Consider the following 18,632-nt stretch of genomic DNA (forward strand, 5'->3'; position numbering starts at 1 on the left):
TGGTCAACGTGAGGCAACGGGACGGCGATGGCATGACAACGGGGATCACCGGCTCCTCGGACGTGCGTGGGGACAAGGAGGAGTCAGACGTGCCCTTCGATCCGGAGGCTACCGGGGTGATCCCGAAGCTGACGTTCGACAAGGAGACGGCCCCGACGGAGGCGGCCGACGGCACGGCTGAAAGCTCTGCCACCGAATCTGCTCCGGACTCTGCCACCGAACCTGCCGCGGAGTCTGCTCCGGACTCTGCTCCGCCCGAGGCCGAGTCCGCCGCGGACCAGACCACGACATTCCGGATTCCCGGGCCGTCCCTCCACATCGGCCGGCCGCCGGCCGTGGAGGAAGCCGACCCGGCAGCCGCCGGGACCGTCTCCATGCCCGTCCAACCGCCTGACGACGAACCGCCGGGCACGGGAACGGATGGCGCTGAGGGCGCCGAGCGTGCTGGTGACGAGGCCGACACGCCTACCAGCCCGGGCGGCCTGCGCACGCAACCGGCCAGCGGGCCGCAGCCCACCGGTTCGCAGGAGGCTGCGGGCGCCAAGACCAGCGCGTCCAAGGAGGCGTCGTCCGGCGGCTCGCCCACGAAGGGGACATCCCCCGCCAAGGGGACGCAGAGCAGCGAGGCGACGCCTGCCACCACGAGCTCACCCGCAGACAAGGGCACGCCCGACGCGAACGGCACGCCTGACACCAAGGGCACGCCCGACGCGAAGGGCGCACCCGTTGGGAAGGGCGCAGCGAGCGGAGGCGCGTCCGGCCCGAGCACACCCGCCGGAGCTCCCACCGCGAAGTCGCCTGCCGTCGGACCTGCGGCCAAGGGACCGGCCGGCGGCGACTCGCCGGCGGGGAGCCCAGCGCCTGGCACTCCGAGCGCCGGTGGACCAGCCGCCGGCGCACCGTCCGGGAGGCCGACCCCTGGAGGCTCCGCCGGTGGCGGACCCGCCGGTGGTAGACCGGCCGGTGGTAGACCGGCCGGAGCGGCGAAGAGCGGGCTGGCCGGTTTGGTGCAGCCTGTCGGGGTGCCGCCGCAGGGTCCGGGCGGGCCAGGGGTGCCTCCAGGCGCCCCTGCGACCACGCCGTCGCGCCAAGCGCTCCCCCACCAGGCAATGCCCCAGCAGGCCGTGCCCCAGCAGGCCATGCCGCAGCAGGCGGCCCCCAAGCCGCGCCCGGCCGGAGGCCGGATCGGCGCGCTGATCGCCAGCGCGCCCACGTGGCTGCCCGTCCTGCTGGTCCTCGAGGGCCTGCTCATGTACGTCCTCGCCCTCAAGGTCTCCCCAGGACCCCTGCGCGGCGTGGATCCCAACGACATCGACGGCCTGGGCCTCATCTCGGCGCTCCCGGCGACGGCGTTCATCGCGATCCTCATCATGATCGTGTCGTTCTTCGTCACGGTCGCCCAGAGCACCGACCGCAAGTTCCTGCTGCTGTTCCAGATCGCCGCCATCACGTTCGCCCTGCACGGCGCGGGCGCCTTGGTGGCGACCGAACCGCGCTTCCCCACCGCGTACATCCATGCCGGTTTCGTCGAGTTCATCGGCAGAACCGGCGAGACCGCCATCAGCATCGACGCCCGCATGGGCTGGCCGGGCTTCTTCGCGTTGTTCGCCTTCGTGACGAAGGCCGCGGGCATCACCGACCTGACGCCGATCCTGATGTGGACGCCACTCCTGTCCAACCTGCTCTACCTGCTGCCGTTCGTGCTGATCCTGCGCCAGGTCGTGGCGACCACGCGGGCGCGGTGGTTCGCGGCGCTGCTGTTCGTGCTGGTGCAGTGGATCGGTCAGGACTACTTCTCGCCGCAGGGCTTCACGTTCGCCCTGTATCTGGCGTTCGTGGCGATCCTGCTGCGCTGGTTCGGGCGGGTGGAGCCGCGGACGAAGCCGATCGCGCCCAAGGGTCTGCGCAAGCTGCTGGGCAAGCTGGACGCGATGACGCCCGGCGAGCTGGCCAACACCGGCACCTACCGCGCCGACAAGCTGCTCATGCTCATGATGCTGCTGGCGTTGTTCTTCGCGTCGGTGGCCTCGCACCAGATCACGCCGTTCATGATGCTCGGCGTCGTGACCGCGTTGCTGATCTTCAAGCGGACCTCGCTCACGTGGGCGCTGCCGTTCGCCCTCGGGCTGGTGGTGCTGGCCTGGATCAGTTACATGACGGTCGGTTTCTGGGCGAGCCAGATCGACGCGATCTTCGGCGGCCTGGGCCGCATCCTGCAGAACATCCGCACCAACACCGGCGACCGGATCGAGGGCAGCGACCCGGCGCACGCGCTGGTGCTCCAGGCACGCCTCGGCATCCTCGTGGTGATCCTCAGCCTGGCCGCGACGGGCCTGTTCCGGCGGCTGCGGCGTGGCGTGTTCGACCGGTCGGCGCTCATCCTGCTGTGCGTGCCGGTGCTGGCGCTCGGCCTGCAGAGCTACGGCGGCGAGATCGGGCTGCGCATCTACATGTTCGCGCTGCCCGGCGCCTGCCTACTGGCCGCGTACGCGTTCTTCCCGAACCTGCCGGCCGACAGCTCGGACGTGCGCGAGGAGACCGTGCCGCTGCGCAAGCGGAACGTGCGCTTCAATCCGCAGCTCACCAGGAAGATCTCGGTCGTGCTCGCGGCCTGCTTCGCGGTGTTCTTCGCGTTCGCGTTCCTGCTGGCCAGGTACGGCAACGAGAAGTTCGAGCGGGTCACCGCCGGCGAGGTCGGCGCCATGCACTACGTCTACGAGCACGACAAGCCCAGCGCGCGGGTGATCTATCTGGTCCCGAAGCTCGGTCGCGAGGTCACGCCCATCATGCCGTGGGGCGAGCGGGACGTGGAGATCGTCAGCTTCAACATGCAGGCCCGCGTGTACAAGGACCCGACGAAGATCGCGGACGCGGTCAAGACTCTGCAGGAATCGCCACGGAACTCGTACCTCATGGTGAGCCGCGGCCAGGTGAGCTACCTGCAGCTCAACGAGGGGTTCCCGGCGGACTGGGGCGAGCGGTTCCGCGCGGCGCTCGACGCCTCGCCCGACCTGAAGCGGGTCTACTCGAACAAGGACGCGGCGCTCTACACGTGGAAGAAGTTCGTCCGCGGCACGGAGATCCCCGAGCCGAACCCGTACGCGGGCCGCGGCGACCCGACGTCTCCCTGGACGCCGGTGGGCATCGGCGCGCTGGGTGTGACATGGGTCGCATTCTTCGGGTACGAGATCATCCGGCTCAACGGCCCCAACCGGGCCAGGAAGGCCCGCAGGCGGCTGCTGTACCTGGCGATTCCGGCCTTCGTGGTGGCCTTCGCGGTGATCGTCGAGCGGTTCCTCTATATCGCACAAAATAACTGAGTTCACAGGAAACACTCAGCATGTGCGGAATGATGTCACTCGATGAGGACACAGAGGACACTTTCCGCAACCCCGGACGCACGACCCCCATCCGCGGCCGCGAGGATCGCTTCTGTGGACGCTCTGAGAGGCTTCTCACTCCTGGGCATCCTCGTGGTCAACATCGCCTTCCTGGCCTCCGGCTACCGGATGGCCGGGCTGGCGGAGCCCGCGTTCGACTCGCCGCTGGACTGGGGCGTGCGGTGGACCGTGACGCTGCTGCTGGAGAACAAGTTCTACCTGCTGTTCTCCTTCCTGTTCGGCTACAGCTTCACGCTTCAGCTCGACTCGGCCGCCCGGCTGGACCGGCCGTTCGTCCCGATGTTCCTGCGCCGGCTGGCCGGGTTGTTCCTGCTCGGGCTGGCGCACGCCGTGTTGTTGTTCCCCGGGGACATCCTGACGACGTACGCGGCCGTGGGCGTGGCGCTGCTGGTGCTGCGCCGGATCACGCCCCGTGCCGCGATCCTGCTGGCCGCCGGCCTGACCGCCCTCCTGGCCCTCGGCTTCGTGCTGCTGGCCCTGATGGCCATGGCGGGACACGACATGTCGGGCACGGTCGCGGGCGGGGCCGCTGAGGCCACCCGATCGGACGCGGCCCTCGGCAGCGGCTTCTGGGAGATCGTCGCCGAACACGTCCGCAAACTGTCCTCGATCATCATGCTCCGCGTGCTCTTCCAGGGTCCGGCGGTGCTGGCCGCCTGCCTGGTCGGTCTCGCCATCGGCAAGCTGGGCGCACTTCGCGACCTGTCCGCCCACACGAGGACGCTCCGCAGGCTCCAGTGGACGGGCTTCACGGTCGGGCTGGCGGGCGCGTGCTTCTATACCCTGGCGGCCTGGAACGGCACCGTCCACAAGTTCTGGGGCGAGGCGGTGGACCTGGTGACGGCTCCTTTGCTGGCGGCCGCGTACGGGGCCACGTTCCTGCGGCTACTGCCTCATGTGCCGCGGCTCGGGCGCGCCCTGGCCGCGCCCGGCCGGATGGCGTTGTCCAACTACTTGGCGCAGTCGCTCATCTGCGCGTTGATCTTCACGGGGTACGGGCTGGCGTTGGTGGACCGGGTCAGCCCGCCGGTGGAGGTCGTGATCGCTCTCGGCATCTTCACGGCCCAGGTGCTCTACAGCCGGTGGTGGCTCAAGGGGCATCGGTACGGGCCGGTGGAGTGGTTGCTGCGATACCTCACGTACTGTCGCAGACCGGGTGCCTGACGTGCTGACGCAGACCAGGCCGTCGCGCGTAATTGAGGTGACCTTGTCGGCGTGGCCCTGAACAATAGGCCGACATGCGCCACTGGCCTCTCTTTAACCTGCGCCTGACCACACCCCACCTCGAACTGCGGATCCCCTCCCTGGACGACCTCGACGAGCTCGCCGACCGGGCGCTGGAAGGAGTGCACGATCCCGGCCGCATGCCGTTCGGGGCGCCGTGGACCGATGCCCCCGCCGCCCAGCTCCCGGGCAACGTCATCCGCTTCCATCTCGGAGTCATGGCGCGCTGCCAGCCCGACAACTGGTTCTGCAACTTCGTCGTCGTCCATGAAGGCCGCGTGATCGGCGCCCAGGACCTGGCCGCCACCGACTTCTCCGTCACGCGGGAGGTGCGCACGGGCTCGTGGCTGGGCCGTGCTCACCAGGGCAAGGGGCTCGGCACCGAGATGCGCGCCGCCGTACTCCACCTGGCCTTCGCCGGGCTCGGCGCCCAGACGGCGGTCTCCAGCGCCTTCCTGGACAACCCAGCGTCACTCGCCGTCTCCCGCAAGCTCGGCTACCAGCCAGATGGGATGATCGTCCAGCAGATACGGGGGCAGCGAGCGGTCCAGCAGCGCCTGCGCCTGGACCGGGACGATTTCACCAGCCCGGTGCCGGTGAAGATCCACGGTTTGGAGGCCTGCCTGCCGCATTTCGGCCTGCCGACGACACAGCCACTGCCGTCATGAGCACATGACACCAAGCCCTCGACAAGCTGGAACAGGACCAATCATCGTGGAGCGAGTCCAGCGCCGCGCGCGAAAGGCACCGGGGGGGTGGCCGCCAATGCCGCCATCATCGCCCCCGCTCTGGCGCAGCCAGCAGAGGACCGATGGACCCCATCGATTGGGGCCACCCGGGGCCTCGATTCGCTCCGCGACCGCCCGAGCCAGACTAGGCGGCAGCGTGCGGGGTGAACGAGAAGCTTGAGCGATCGTCGTCCAAGGCGATGTTCAGCGACGCATCAAGCGCCCTGGTGAGCCGCGCGAGCAGGGCGAGAGTAGGCACCGTCCCACCGCTCTCAATGTTGGAGATCTGCGGCTGAGTCATGCCCGCACGCCGCGCAAGCTCCGCCTGCGAGAGGCCCAAAGCGGTCCGCCGGTCGTAGACGGCCTGTCCGAGCGCGAACGCATACCCTGCTTCCACGTACGCCTCGGACACCTCGACCTCCTCGCCGAGCAAAGCACGAGTACGCCGCGTCTTCCACTGTGAATGGTTCAACCTTCTGTCACCTCCCGGACATAGGTGTGACCCGCCACCGCATGCTCGGCTTCGCACACTTTCTGAACTTGCTTTGCCCGCTCGATCTCAGTACCTTCTCGCATGCGTGTCTTACGAAAAAACCGTTAAGAACACGATTCGTCTCCCGGACGCGAGCCAGTACGTGAGTCGTACCGCACTGCCCTCCAAGTTGCACCGCAACTCCCGTACCTTGCCGCCCAGGTGCCTGGAGTAGGGCTCGCCCAGAGTGGTCGGCTGCTCTGCGAGCATGTCAGCGGCGCGCTCAACCTTGTCATAGTGAGCATCCGACAACAGCTCCAACCACTGGCGCACCTCCGGCTCAACCTCGATGGACCATGGCTCGCTCACGGCACCAATATACAAAAATCTGTATGCCCAAGCCATGAGCTGCAGGCCGCTCGCTCCACCATCGACTACAGGCCCCTTGGGACAGGACCGCCCTCAACCAATGACCTTCACCAAGAATGGGCTTCAGCTCCTTCCTCGTCCACGAGTGTCGATAGAACTGCAGAGGAGCTGCGGTTCCTTCCGAGCATGATCCCCGGTAGACCACCTAATACAGCTCGGCGGCCAGTGAATCGGAATGCGCGAGAGGCCGAGCGAAGCGAGGCCCCTTCGGGGTGGGCTCCAGCCAGCCCACTTGGTAATCGGGCAACGGGTGGGTGCTTTTAGAAAGGACGCCCGAGCGATTGGCGAGGACCTTTGGGGTGGGCCCCCGTCAGGCAACCACGTAATCGGGCAAGGGGTGGGTGCGGGCGGGGGCCTACGCGCCGCCCCTGCCCGTCCACCTGATCTCGTAGGGCGCCAGGGTGACCTGTTTGCCGTCCACCGTCGCCGTCACTTCCTCGTCCGCGGTGTTCACCATCACGATCTGGCGTTCCTGGCCGAGGACCCTCACCCGCTTGTCCGACGACTGTACGTCGGCCAGCTGCACGCCCGTCGGGAACCACTTCGTGAAGCCGCTCAGCAGGCCGGCCATGGGCATTTCACCGCCGACCTTCGGGGCCCACAGGCAGCCGGCGCACTCGCCCTTGTCCTTCTGCTGCGGGTTCCAGTACAGGGCCGTGGTCACGCCGCTCTTGGCGAACTCGATCAGCGCCGTCGCCTGGACCGCCGTCCGCTTCTCCTCCGACCAGCCCGCGTTCTCCGGCTCCACGTACCACTCGGCCCACCACACCGGCAGGTCGCCGCTCTTGCCGCGGAGCCAGTTGGTGATCGCGCTGAACTTGGCCTGGGCGGCGAAGTCGTCGGGGACGTTTCCCTTGTCGTTGGTCATGGAGGCGCCGTCGACGACGATGAAGTCCGCGCCCTTCTTGTGGTCGATCCAGTATTCGATCGCGTCCAGGGCGCGCTGGTCGATCGTGCCCCAGGGGCCGCTCAGCTCGGAGGACTGCGGGGAGCGGGCGTTGCTCTCGATCGGGATGTACGGGCCCCCGACCTGGATGTCCTTGTTGACCTTCTTCAGCGCCGTGTAGACCTTGTTGTAGAGCTCGGTGTAGCCCCTGGCGTCCCACCGGTTGGTGGCCGGGTCCCAGAAGCCCTTGAACTCGTTCCACACCATGTAGTGCTTGACGGTCGGATACTGCTTGGCCACCCGCACGGCCAGCTTGGCGAAGTCGTCGAAGTGCTCGGGCTCGGGCGCGACCGTGTGGTTCTTGCTCCAGTCCGTACGCCCGGCCTGCCCGCCCTTCATCCAGTCGGGCGCGCAGCACAGCGTGATCACCGGCACCGCCCGCGAGGACGCCATGAACTTCAGCCGCCGGTCGAGATCACGGAAGTTGAACTGCCCCGGGCTCGGCTCGGGATTGCCGACGCCCCAGCCCATGATGTGCTGGTTCTGCAACATCGGGACCCGGCCGAGCACACCCCTGGCCTCTTCCACGATCCCCTGCGGCTCGTTGTCCGCGCTGTACTGGGTGTGCGTGATGCCCCAGCGCGGCCAGGTCTCCAGCGCCGGCGGCTGGTCGAGCTCCGGCGGGGCCGAGGTGGGCACCTTCGTGGCGACCTCGGCGCCGGCGAACCCGGTGCGGGGCTTGGATCGGGTGGCCGCGTAGACCATGATGCCCGCCACTAGGACGACCGCCAGGATTCCTGCTCCCAGGGCGATCGGCCATGGCGATCGTCGGCGCGCGTGTCGGCCGTCGGTCGGAATCACTGAAACGCTCCTCACAGGTCGCGGACGTCATCAGGGCAGAGCACACAGCATGGCCCAGCCCTGATTACGGTAATCGTCCTACTTGCAAGAGAGTTACGGTTGGCTGCGCCCGTCCGCGTCTCTCCCTCCGCTAATCGCCGCGTGGTGGGCGCTGCCCGCCGGCCGGACCGGGGACCCCGGCATAGCGGTACGGGACCGGCTGCCTGCCGGGCTGGACGATCAGAAGCGTGCCAGGAACGTCGGTGTAGAAGGCGGACTCGACCGCGGCGGCCACGTTCTCGGCCGTGAGCAGCGGGAACCCGGCGTTCACGAACATCTCTCGCGCCTCGGCCACCAGCGGCGTGTCCGTGAAGCCCGGGCAGACGGCGCTGATGCGGATGTTCTGCGCCGCCAGCGGCTCGGCCAGCGCCCTGACCAGGCCGACGACGGCGTGCTTGGTCATGGTGTAGATCGGGTCGCCGACGTAGCCCACGAGACCGGCCAGCGACGAGGTGACCACGATGGCGCCGCCGCCGGAGCGCAGCAGGAGCGGCACGGCGGCGCGTACGCCGAAGACCACGCCGTCGACGTTGACCCCCATCACCTGGCGGTAGCGCTCCACGTCGAACGCCGTCACGTCCACCCTGCCGGAGATCCCGGCGTTGAGGTGCACCAGGTCCAGCCGCCCGAACCGCTGCTCGGCCAGCGCCACCGCCTCGAGTGAGGCCTCCTCGCGGCTGACGTCGGCGGCCAGCCACGTGCCGTCCAGCTCTTTGGCCAGCCGCTCGACGCCCGCGCCGTCGAGGTCGACGAGGACGCACCTGACGCCGCCCGCCGACAGGCGCCGCGCCGTGGCGGCCCCGATGCCGCTCGCCGCTCCGGTGATCAGTGCAACTGTGCTCATGGCGCTCGCTCCTCGTGGGGTGCGGTCAGCGATCTCAGGGCTTCCTCTGCGGCGTTCCGCCGCGGCAGAGCCTGTCCGGGTCAAGCGTGGTCGAGCATGCGGTGTGCGCGGGAGATCAGCGTCGGCACGGCGGAGCCGATCGCGTCGAATCCCTCTCCCACGGTCTTACCTTGCCGGAACCGCGCGTGGATACCCTCCACGATGACCGCCAGCTTGAAGTTACCGAAGGCCACATAGAACCCGAGATCTGAAATGTCGCGTCCGGACGCCTTCGCGTAGTGGCCGGCGAACTCGGCGGCGTTCATGAAGCCGGGCGCCACCGTCACGTCCCCCGCCACGGGGATCCTGGCCCGCTCCTCGTCCCCGCGATCGTGCCAGTACGTCAACGTCAGCCCCAGATCGGCCAGCGGGTCCCCGAGCGTCGACATCTCCCAGTCGACCACGGCCATGATCTCCAGATCGCCCGGCCGGATCAGCGTGTTGTCCAGCCGGTAGTCGCCGTGCACGAGCGTGCCGGAGCTCGCGGCCGACTCGGCGGGCAGCCGCTTGCGCAGCCGGTCCACCAGCCGGTCGTACTCCGGCAGGTCGGCTGTCTTCGACCGCTCCCACTGCTGGCACCACCGGTCGAGCTGCCGGACCATGTACCCCTCCGGCCTGCCGAAGTCGCCCAGCCCCACCTCGCGGTAGTCCACGGCGTGAATGGCGGCCAGCACGTCGGCCAGCCGCTCCGACAGCTGCCTCGCCCGGGAGGGCGCCGGGTCGCCGAGCTGCTCCCTGGTCCGTACGGCGGTGCCGTCCACGTACCCCATGAGATAGAACGGCGCCCCGATCACGTCCTCGTCGGCGCAGAACGCGACCGGCTCGGGCACCGGCACAGGGGTCGGCGCGAGCGCGGAGATGACGCGCCACTCGCGCCGCATGTCGTGGGCGGTGGGCAGCACGTGACCGAGCGGCGGCCGGCGCAGCACCAGCGTGCGCTCGCGGGCCTCGACCAAATAGGTCAGGTTCGACCGGCCGCCGGAGATCAGGGAGACGGCCAGGGGCTCGCCCGCGTCGGGCACGTTCCGGCCCATCCACTGGACCAGGCGGGGCCGGTCGATGCCAGGTACGGTCATGGACACACATTAGAACGCCACTCGGCTTCTGGACGCCAGCTGAGAATTCTGTAAGAATTCGCAGCCACGTCGTTGAGCACCAGAAACACCCCTTAGGCTGGCCATACATGCCTGCCCCAGTGATGAACGAGGCATGTCGTCAGTAGGAGCTCATGCGCGTCACCGTTGCCCTCCCCCGCGAACTGGGGAATACAGAGCTGAGTCGTTGGCGGGCTCTTCAGGAGTCCGACCCCGCCTTCGACAACCCGTTCCTGTCCCCGGAATTCACTGTCACCGTGGGCGAACTACGAGATGTGGTCCGCGTCGCCGTGCTTTACGACGGTCCGGAAATCGTGGGATTCTTCCCCTTTGAACGGCATCCACTGGGCATCGGCAAACCGGTCGCCGCGGGGCTGACCGACGCCCAGGGCCTGGTCCACGCCAAGGACCTCGAGATCGACGTGCGTCGGCTGATCAAGGATTGCGGGCTGGCGGTCTACGAGTTCGACCACCTGGTGTCCGGACAGCCGCTGCTGAACGATCGGCATGAGCGCTACCCGTCGCCGATCATCGACTTGCGCGACGGGTACGAGCGGTACACCGCGACGCTGAAGGAACATTCCGGCAAGACATACAAGACCACCCTGGCCAAGTCCCGCAAGCTCCAGCGGGACGCCGGCACGTTGCGCCACGACTTCGCGATCACCGATGTGGGGCCGCTCCGCACGTTGCTCGGCTGGAAGACCGACCAATACCGGCGCACCGGACGTACCGACAGGTTCGCGCACCGCTGGATCGTCGAGCTCGTCGAGAGGCTGCTCGCGACCCGATCGGAGAGCTTCGCCGGGGTGCTCGACATGATCTACGTGGACGACCAGCCCGTGGCCGGGCATTTCGGGGTGCGCACCCGGACGACCCTCGCCGGCTGGTTCCCCGCCTACGACACGCAATTCGCCAAATACTCCCCCGGCCTCATCCACCACCTGGCGATGGCCGAGCAGGCCGCCGCGGACGGGATCCAGATGATCGACATGGGCCGCGGCGACAAGGAGTACAAGGACAAGCTCAAGAACGGCGAGCTGGAGGTGGCCGAGGGACGGGTGGCCACGGCGAGCCCGGCGGCGGGCGTGCACTGGATGATGCGGGTGCCGGTGCGCAAGACCCGGGCCACCGTGATGGCCAACCCGATTCTGCTCAAGACCGCGGACAAGGCGTTGAAAACCTACGGGCGCTTGCGTACTGTCGTACAGCGGTGAAACTTATCTCAGAGCGCACGGCCCGTCACTGCCTGCCACTGCCCTCCAACCGCCTCGGCCTCTACCTGGCACTACGCCACTGGTGCACGCCAGGGCAGCGGCTGCTCATGTCACCCATCTCGGCCGACGAGATCCTCTTCCTCGTGCTCGCGGCCGGCCTGCGGCCGGTGATCGCGCCGCTGTCGCCGCGGGACGGCAACATCGACGCCGACCGGGTCGATCTCGCCGCGGTGGACGCCGTGCTCACGACCAATCTCTACGGACTGCCCGACCGCGCCGAGGCCTTCGCCGGGAAGATTCTCATCGAGGACGTGGCGCACGCCATGGAGACGACCATCGGCGGGCGACCGCTGGGGACGTTCGGCCAGGCGGGGGTCTTCAGCCTCTCCAAACACCCGGCCGCGGGCTCGGGCGGCGTGCTCGCCGTGGAGCGGGAGTCCGACCTGCGGGCACTCGAACGCGCCCGCGACGAGCTGCTCGCCCCGGGGTCGTGGCGAGCGGACCTGATCGGCGTGGCCACCTCCATGGCCCGCCAGGCGGCGCTCAAGCTGGATCTGGTACGCCCGGCGCTCACGCTCATGCGCCTGCTCGGCATGCAGGAGGAACGCGAGGGCTACCGCATCGCGCTCGACCCTGACGGGCTGGAGCTGGCGCTCAAGGAAGCCCCTTCGCTGCCGCCCTTCGACCCCTGGGTCCGCGCCGATCTGCACCACTACCGGGCGCGCCGGGGCCGCCTGGCCCGCTGGTACCAGTCCCGGCGCCTGGCCAAGGTCCCGGCCGATCGGGGACGGCGGCTGGCGGGCGTGGCCCGGCTGGCCGAGCTGCCCACCGTGGCACCGGCCGTGCGCGACAACCTCGATCAGCCGCTGTTCCGGGTCCCGCTGCTGGTTCGCGACAGGGACGCGGCCATCGCCGAGCTGGAGCGGCACGGGGTCGCCACGGGTTACCTGTACGACCCGCCGTATGACGACTACGCCCCGGGCTTCACCGAGCCGTCACCGGACCCGGTCCCCGCCCGCTGGTGGGCCCGGCACGTGCTGCCCGTCGACCCGGTGTACGCCACCCGTGCCCTGCCCGTCCTCCGCCGTCTGGAGCCGCCTCCGCCGCTTCCCTGACCCGCCCAGCGCCGCGCTCCCGGGCGGCGGGATCAGCCGGAGGCGTTCTTGATCAGGTCGGCCAGGATGCGGCAGGCTCGGCGGACGTCGGCGAGCGACGCGGAGCCGTAGCCGATCACCAGGCCGTGCAGCCGCTCCCGCCCGTGGTGGTGGCGTTCGGTGGAGTCGAGCAGCACGCCGCGTTCCCTGGCCCGCTCGACCACGGTGGGCACCACCTCCGCGGGAAGCTCCGCCAGCACGTGCATCCCGGCCGTGTCGCCGTGCAGCCGGCAGACGGGGGCGAGGAGCTCGACGACCACGGCGCGGCGGCGGGCGTACTCCAGGCGCATGCGCCGCAGGTGCCTGTCGAGGTCGCCGCGCTCCAGCAGGGTGGCCACGGCCTGCTGGACGGGTCCGCTGGTGCGGTCGGCCACGGCGCGGCGCAGGTCGGCGATCCTGGTGACCAGCTCGGGGTCGCCGACCAGCCAGCCGACGCCGACGTCGGGCGCGAGGGTCTTGGACAGCGTGCCCAGCAGCACCACCCGCGAGGGGTCGAGGCCGTAGAGCGCGGGCAGCGGGGCGACGTCGTAGCGGAACTCGGCGTCGTAGTCGTCCTCGACGATCGTCGCACCCGTGCTCCTTGCCCACGCCAGCAGACGTTCCCTGCGCGGGATCGGCAGCCGCCCGCCCAGCGGGTATTGGTGGGCCGGCGTCGTGTAGAGCACCCGCAGGTCGCCGGGCAGCCCGTCCACGATCACACCGTCCTCGTCCACCGGGCAGGGGACGACCTCGGCCCCGCGGGCCGCGAACACGGTCCGCGCCACGTGATAGCCCGGGTCCTCCACGCCGGCACGGGCGCCGGCCCCGAGCAGGGCGAGCGCGCACAGGTCGAGGCCGTTGCCGGTGCCTCTGGTGACCAGGATGTTCTCCGGGCCGACGGCGATGCCCCTGGCCCGGCGCAGGTGGTCGGCGAGCAGCTCTCTGAGGCGCGGCAGGCCGTGCGGGTCGGGCGCGGCACGGGGCGGCAGGTCGGCGGCCTTGCGCCAGGCCCGCTTCCACGCCGCCCGGTCGTAGTCGCGCACCCAGGGCTCGCCGGCCGTGAGGATGATCTGCGCGGCCGGGGGCGCGGGCGGCGGCGTGGGCACGTATGCCCTCTCACGAGGCCGCGTGGGCGCCTCCATGTCCGCCACGAAGGTGCCCGAGCCGTGCCGCCCGTCCAGCCAGCCCTCGGCGTACAGCTGCTGGTACGCCTCCGTGACCACGGTCCTGCTCACCTCCAGCTGGGCCGCCAGGGCCCGGGTGGACGGCAGCCGCTCACCGGGCGCCAGCGCGCCGTCCAGCATGGCGCGCCGCAGCCAGTCGGCCAGCTGCGCAGTCAGCGGCTCGGCCGCGTCTCGCGACAGGGAAACGGGCAGGTCAACAGAGGTACGCACGGAAGTGGTCCCTATGAAGGGGTCGATAGTGGCCCTACAGGATAGGTCCACTTCGCGGCTACGGTCGAATCATGCTCTCCACCACTCCTCGCACCATGCTGGGCCGCTCCAAGGAGCGCGGCAGCACCGACAGGAACGACCTGTACGAGATCCTCGACACCGGCCTGATCTGCCACCTGGGCGTCGTCGTGAACGGCCACCCGATGGTCGTGCCCACAGGCTACGGCCGTGTCGGCGAGACCCTCTACCTGCACGGCTCCACGGGCGCCACGACGCTGCGCGCGGCCGGCGACGGCGAGGTGTGCGTCACGGTCACGCATCTGGACGGCATCGTGCTGGCGCGCTCGGTCTTCCACCACTCCGTCAACTACCGCTCGGCGGTCATCTACGGCCGGCCCAGGCTGGTGACGGACCCGGAGGAGCGGCTGACCGGGCTGCGGGCGCTGACCGAGCAGCTCGCGCCGGGCCAGTGGGACTACGCCAGGCCGCCGTCGCGCAAGGAGCTGGCCGCCACGGCCGTGCTGGCGCTGTCCCTGGAGGAGGCGTCGGTCAAGATCCGGCGTGGCGCGCCGGTCGACGAGGAGGAGGACCACGCCCTTCCGGTATGGGCCGGCGTGCTGCCGCTGGTCACGTCGTGGGGCGAGCCCGAGCCAGATCCGTTGCTCCCAGAAGGTATCGATGCTCCTGTTCACATCCTCCATCGGGAGTAGTTCCATAAATCCGGTACCACCTGGCAAACCCGACTCCTTGATCGCACGTCTCATTAGGTGGGCCGGCTCCTGATGGGAGAGGCATATGGAGTGGAGCGCTCCCGGATACACGGAAGTCAGACAACTCGGCACGGGCGCCAGCGGGCGGGTCGTGCTGGCCGTGCACGACGAGACCGGCGTCAAGGTCGCGATCAAGTATCTGGCCGCGGACCTGCTGGGCGATCCTGCCGCGCTGGCCAGGTTCCAGTCGGAGGCGCGGCTGCTGACCACGCTCCGCGACCCCCACATCGCCACGATGTGGGAGTACATCCAGGACGCCGGCGGGGCCTGCATCGTGATGGAGCTGGTCAACGGGGTCTCGTTGCGGGCGTTGCTGCGCGAGCACGGCGCGACCGAGCCCGAGGCGGCGCTGGTCGTGCTGAAGGGCTCGCTGCTCGGCCTGGCCAGGGCGCACACGCTGGGGCTCGTGCACCGGGACTACAAGCCCGAGAACGTCATCGTCAGGGACGACGGGATCAGCAAGCTCGTCGACTTCGGCATCGCCGTGCGGCGGGGCACGGTCGCCCGCCCGGAGGGCACGCCGCCGTACATGGCGCCCGAGCTGTGGGAGGGGCGGCCGGCCTCGCCCTCGACCGACGTGTACGCGGCCACCGCGGTCTTCTTCGAATGCCTGACCGGGCATCGGCCGTACCGCTCGACCGAGCCGAGCGTGCTCGGCTACCAGCACGTCCACGCCCCTGTACCGTTCCACGACACGCCCGAGCCGGTGCACAGGCTGATCAGGCGCGGTCTGGCCAAGGATCCGGGGCAGCGGCCGGAGAGCGCGCTGGACTTCGTGGCCGAGCTGGATGCGGTGGCCAGGGCGGCGTACGGCGAGGACTGGGAGGAGCGGGGCAAACGGCGGCTGGCCGCGCTGGTGGCCCTGCTCGCCCTGCTGCTGCCCACACCGCCGCCGGCGGCGACGCCGGAGGTGTCCACGTCGCTGGCGAGGACGGTCTTCCGCGGGCTGCGCTCGAACGCGAGCTCTGTCGCGCGGGTGGCGATAGGCGGTGCGCTGGCGGCCGCCGTGGCGGTGGCGGTCGTGGTCGTGGTGGCCAACAGGGAGCCCACGCCCGCGGGCCCGATCGGCGCGGCGGCGGCCGTGCCGCCGACCGAGCTCACCCCCGAGCCGGCCTCGGCCCCTCCGACGACACCGGAGCCGACGCCGGAGGAGACGCCTGAGAGCAGCCCGGAGAGCACGCCCGGGACCGACTCCGAGAACACACCGGCGGCGGTCCTGCCCGAGGAGAGCCCGAGTGTGTCGCCTCCGGCGTCCACCAGACCCGCGACCACGCCCACGCGGACCCGGACGCCCACCCCGACCCCGACCCCGACCACCACACCCACCTCGATTCCGACCGCGACGGCCACCCTGACCCCGACGCCGACGGTGATCACGCCGTCGCCGGCCACGTCGGTGCTCGCGATCGGCCTCGGTGACCTCATCGTCACCGAGAACGGGGTCGCCACCACGATCAACGTGCGTGCCAGCGGCACGGCGGCCGTCACCGCCACCGCGACCTGGGCGGCCTCCGGCACGGACGGCCGCACCGAGCGCGTGCGCCTGGCCGGTTCCACGACCTACACGCGCACGCTCACCTGGTCCATGGGAGGGCGCCCGTGCGGCAAGACGATCACGCTGACCGTCAGCACCTCCCCCGCGGCCCCCGGCGGCGACAGGACAGCCTCGGTGACCGTGCCGCCCTGTCCCACGAGGGTGACCGGGTTGCGTGTCGGCCTCGTCATCCCCGCCGCGCCCTCCCGCGTCGCCCAGGCCAGGATCAGGGTCACGGCGAGCGGCACCGCCGAGATCCCGGTCCAGGCCGAGTTCGCGCTGAACGGCGACCCGATCGGCACCCGCACGGCGAACCTGTCCGGCCAGACCTCCTACTCCCGCACGCTCACCCACACCTTCAGGTCCCGCCCCTGCGGCGCGACGTTGTCGGTGAAGGTGACCGCGGGCGGCCGGACGGCCACCGCGCAGACCTCGGTCCCGTGCCCACCGAAACCCGCAGAGGTGCGGCGGGTGTCGATCCTGCGGGCCGGTCCCGGCGACGGCCTCACGGCCACCGTCCAGGTGCTCACCTCGAACACCCAGCCGGTACGCCTCACCGTGGCGTTCTCGGCGGGCGAACTCGGCGACACGAGATCGGAGACGCTGTCCGGCGAGACGTCCTACACCAGGACCTTCACGCTCCCGGTCAAAGAGCTCCCCTGCGGGACGAAGTGGTCCGTGACGGCCTCGACGGACCCGGCGGCGGCCAACGGCAGCGACACGGCCTCCGGCGTCACGCCCGAGTGCCCGTCCGAGGATGGGCCCACCAAGGAGCCGCGGCCCGAGACGTCCGACACTCCCGGCAAGGTTGACTAGGAGTCGTAATCCAGACTTTTCAGGATATTGGTAGCGGGAAAGCGGTTCCTTCTGGTTAAGCTACGCCCGGTTGGTGCGGGTGGGGGCCCAGACAAGTCCAGAGGAGGCCGTTATGTACGGCGAAGGGCAATGGGGGGTCCCCGGCTATACCGGGGTTCGCGAACTGGGCTCGGGAGCCGCCGGTCGAGTCGTGCTGGCCAGGCGCGACTACGACGGTGTAGAGGTTGCCATCAAGTTTCTCAGCGACGAGCTGAGATCCGACATGGGCTTCGTCGCCCGCTTCCGTCACGAGGCGAGGCTGCTGGCCACGTTGCAGAGCGCGCACCACGCCCGCCTGATCGACTACGTCGAGTCCGGCCAGGGCGCGGCGATCATCATGGAGCTGATCAACGGGGTCTCGCTCCGCGAGCTCCTCAGGTCCGAGGGCCCCACGGGGCCTGAGGCCGCGCTGACGGTGCTCAAGGGCTCGCTCCAGGGCCTGGCCTCGGCGCACGCCATCGGCGTCGTCCACCGCGACTTCAAGCCCGAGAACGTCATGGTGCAGGGCGACGGCACCAGCAAGCTCGTGGACTTCGGCATCGCGGTCCGGGCGGGCGAGGAGGCCAGCGCGGCGGGCACCCCGCCGTACATGGCGCCCGAGCAGTGGACGGGCACGCCCGCCGGACCCACGACCGACGTGTACGCGGCCACCGTGGTGTTCTTCGAGTGTCTGACCGGCACCCGCCCCTACCGAGCAACGAACCTGGTCGCGCTGGCCCATCAGCACCAGAGCGCCCCTCCCCCGACCGAGGAGGTGCCCGCGGCGCTGCGCGGCCTGGTCGAGCGCGGCCTGGCCAAGGATCCCGCCGAGCGCCCGCCCTCGGCGGAGGCGTTCCTGACCGAGCTGGAGGCCGTCGCGGCCGAGGGGTACGGCCCGGACTGGGAGGAACGCGGGCGGCGCCGCCTGGCCGCCCTCGCCGGCCTGCTGGTCCTGCTCTTCCCCAGCCCGCTCGAGGACCCCCCGGAGACTCAGACCTCGCTCGCCGAGACACGCTTTCGCGACCCGTCCGGCGTGCTGGGCAGGCTTCCCGCGAAGATCGGCATCGGCGCGGTCGCGGCCGGCGTGCTGATCGGCGCCATTGTGATCATCAGCACGTCCTCCGCCGACGAGCCGGTGCTCCAGGCGCAGACCACCAGGACCACGCCGAGCGCCGCGTCGCCGTACACAGGCGAACCGGCCGAGACCGAAGAGGCGTCGCCCACGCCGGAGGAGACCACACCCGAGCCGACGGCCACGACGAGCGACACTCCGGCGCCCGCCCCGACGACGAGCGCCGCCGCCGCCCCCACCACGACGGCCACCGCCACACCCACGCCGGTCAGGACCAAGACCAAGAAGCCCACCAAGACCAAGAAGCCGGCCCCCACCCCGACCGAGACGGCCGGGCCCGAGGTGAGCGGCACGGCGACTGTGCCGGACGGCACCCGCCCGCCGGCCTCCGCCACACCCACTCCGACGCAGACACAGCCCACCATCCGGCCGACCCCGTCCACGCAATCGCCGACATCGTCGGATACCGCGTCGCCCACGGGCACGAACACGGACGGCCCAGGAGACGAGGTGCCGACCGAAGTGCCCAGGATCGAGGCCGTCGGCGTGGCGCAGTCCGCGTTCGTCGCGTTCGGCCTGATGACGTCCGGCGCGGTTCCGGTCACACTTGCGGTGGGACGCCGTGTGGCGGGACGCCAGAGAAGGAAGCGCTAGCAGCGCC

General features: G+C 70.1%; 14 protein-coding genes. 8 read left to right on the plus strand and 6 right to left on the minus strand.

Annotated elements, in window-relative coordinates; all coding sequences use genetic code 11:
- Positions 1-32 precede the first annotated feature (32 nt).
- The 3 genes from EDD27_RS32890 (at position 33) to EDD27_RS32900 (ending at position 5,293) form a co-directional block, all read left to right on the plus strand.
- The gene (locus EDD27_RS32890) at positions 33-3,320 is read left to right on the plus strand and encodes a hypothetical protein (protein ID WP_127935850.1); all 3,288 of its coding nucleotides are present in this window, start codon (positions 33-35) and stop codon (positions 3,318-3,320) included.
- Positions 3,321-3,434: 114 nt separating this feature from the next.
- The gene (locus tag EDD27_RS32895) at positions 3,435-4,565 is read left to right on the plus strand and encodes a DUF418 domain-containing protein (RefSeq protein WP_241564380.1); all 1,131 of its coding nucleotides are present in this window, start codon (positions 3,435-3,437) and stop codon (positions 4,563-4,565) included.
- 74 nt (positions 4,566-4,639) lie between these two features.
- Complete coding sequence (locus EDD27_RS32900) at positions 4,640-5,293, plus strand: GNAT family N-acetyltransferase (RefSeq protein ID WP_127935852.1); 654 nt, start codon at positions 4,640-4,642, stop codon at positions 5,291-5,293.
- A gap of 205 nt (positions 5,294-5,498) precedes the next feature.
- On the opposite strand, the gene EDD27_RS32905 is transcribed toward EDD27_RS32900, so the two are convergent.
- The 5 genes from EDD27_RS32905 to EDD27_RS32925 all read right to left on the minus strand — a co-directional run bounded on the left by EDD27_RS32905 (position 5,499) and on the right by EDD27_RS32925 (position 9,999).
- Positions 5,499-5,765 (minus strand): helix-turn-helix domain-containing protein, encoded by a 267-nt coding sequence (locus tag EDD27_RS32905; protein WP_241564381.1) that lies wholly within the window; start codon positions 5,763-5,765, stop codon positions 5,499-5,501.
- A 171-nt stretch (positions 5,766-5,936) separates the two neighbouring features.
- Complete coding sequence (locus tag EDD27_RS58415) at positions 5,937-6,230, minus strand: type II toxin-antitoxin system RelE/ParE family toxin (protein WP_338324675.1); 294 nt, start codon at positions 6,228-6,230, stop codon at positions 5,937-5,939.
- A 379-nt stretch (positions 6,231-6,609) separates the two neighbouring features.
- Positions 6,610-8,001, minus strand: coding sequence for a GH39 family glycosyl hydrolase (locus EDD27_RS32915; RefSeq protein WP_241564382.1), 1,392 nt, complete (start codon positions 7,999-8,001; stop codon positions 6,610-6,612).
- A 130-nt stretch (positions 8,002-8,131) separates the two neighbouring features.
- Positions 8,132-8,884: an SDR family oxidoreductase gene (locus tag EDD27_RS32920; protein WP_127935854.1), complete on the minus strand. Its 753-nt coding sequence runs from the start codon at positions 8,882-8,884 to the stop codon at positions 8,132-8,134.
- An 80-nt stretch (positions 8,885-8,964) separates the two neighbouring features.
- Entirely contained in the window at positions 8,965-9,999 is a 1,035-nt protein-coding gene (locus EDD27_RS32925; RefSeq protein ID WP_127935855.1) for a phosphotransferase family protein, read from the minus strand.
- A 152-nt stretch (positions 10,000-10,151) separates the two neighbouring features.
- On the opposite strand from EDD27_RS32925, the gene EDD27_RS32930 reads away from it, so the two are divergent.
- Together EDD27_RS32930 and EDD27_RS32935 are read left to right on the plus strand one after the other, a co-directional pair.
- A complete protein-coding gene (locus EDD27_RS32930) occupies positions 10,152-11,234 on the plus strand; it encodes a GNAT family N-acetyltransferase (RefSeq protein WP_164903893.1) in 1,083 nt (360 codons plus the stop codon).
- On the plus strand, positions 11,231-12,349 hold the full coding sequence (locus tag EDD27_RS32935) for a DegT/DnrJ/EryC1/StrS family aminotransferase (protein WP_206641768.1): 1,119 nt from the start codon (positions 11,231-11,233) through the stop codon (positions 12,347-12,349). Before EDD27_RS32930 ends, EDD27_RS32935 begins: the two co-directional genes overlap by 4 nt.
- A 32-nt stretch (positions 12,350-12,381) precedes the next feature.
- On the opposite strand, the gene pdxR is transcribed toward EDD27_RS32935, so the two are convergent.
- Positions 12,382-13,761 carry a MocR-like pyridoxine biosynthesis transcription factor PdxR gene (pdxR, locus tag EDD27_RS32940; RefSeq protein WP_127935856.1) on the minus strand — a complete coding sequence of 460 codons (1,380 nt, stop codon included), beginning with the start codon at positions 13,759-13,761 and terminating at the stop codon, positions 12,382-12,384.
- A gap of 71 nt (positions 13,762-13,832) precedes the next feature.
- On the opposite strand from pdxR, the gene EDD27_RS32945 reads away from it, so the two are divergent.
- The 3 genes from EDD27_RS32945 (at position 13,833) to EDD27_RS32955 (ending at position 18,625) form a co-directional block, all read left to right on the plus strand.
- On the plus strand, positions 13,833-14,471 hold the full coding sequence (locus tag EDD27_RS32945; RefSeq protein WP_127935857.1) for a pyridoxamine 5'-phosphate oxidase family protein: 639 nt from the start codon (positions 13,833-13,835) through the stop codon (positions 14,469-14,471).
- An 85-nt stretch (positions 14,472-14,556) separates the two neighbouring features.
- Positions 14,557-16,881 carry a serine/threonine-protein kinase gene (locus EDD27_RS32950; RefSeq protein WP_206641769.1) on the plus strand — a complete coding sequence of 775 codons (2,325 nt, stop codon included), beginning with the start codon at positions 14,557-14,559 and terminating at the stop codon, positions 16,879-16,881.
- 112 nt (positions 16,882-16,993) lie between these two features.
- The gene (locus tag EDD27_RS32955) at positions 16,994-18,625 is read left to right on the plus strand and encodes a serine/threonine-protein kinase (protein WP_127935858.1); all 1,632 of its coding nucleotides are present in this window, start codon (positions 16,994-16,996) and stop codon (positions 18,623-18,625) included.
- Positions 18,626-18,632: the final 7 nt, after the last annotated feature.

Source organism: Nonomuraea polychroma (assembly GCF_004011505.1).
GTDB classification, from domain to species: Bacteria; Actinomycetota; Actinomycetes; order Streptosporangiales; family Streptosporangiaceae; genus Nonomuraea; species Nonomuraea polychroma.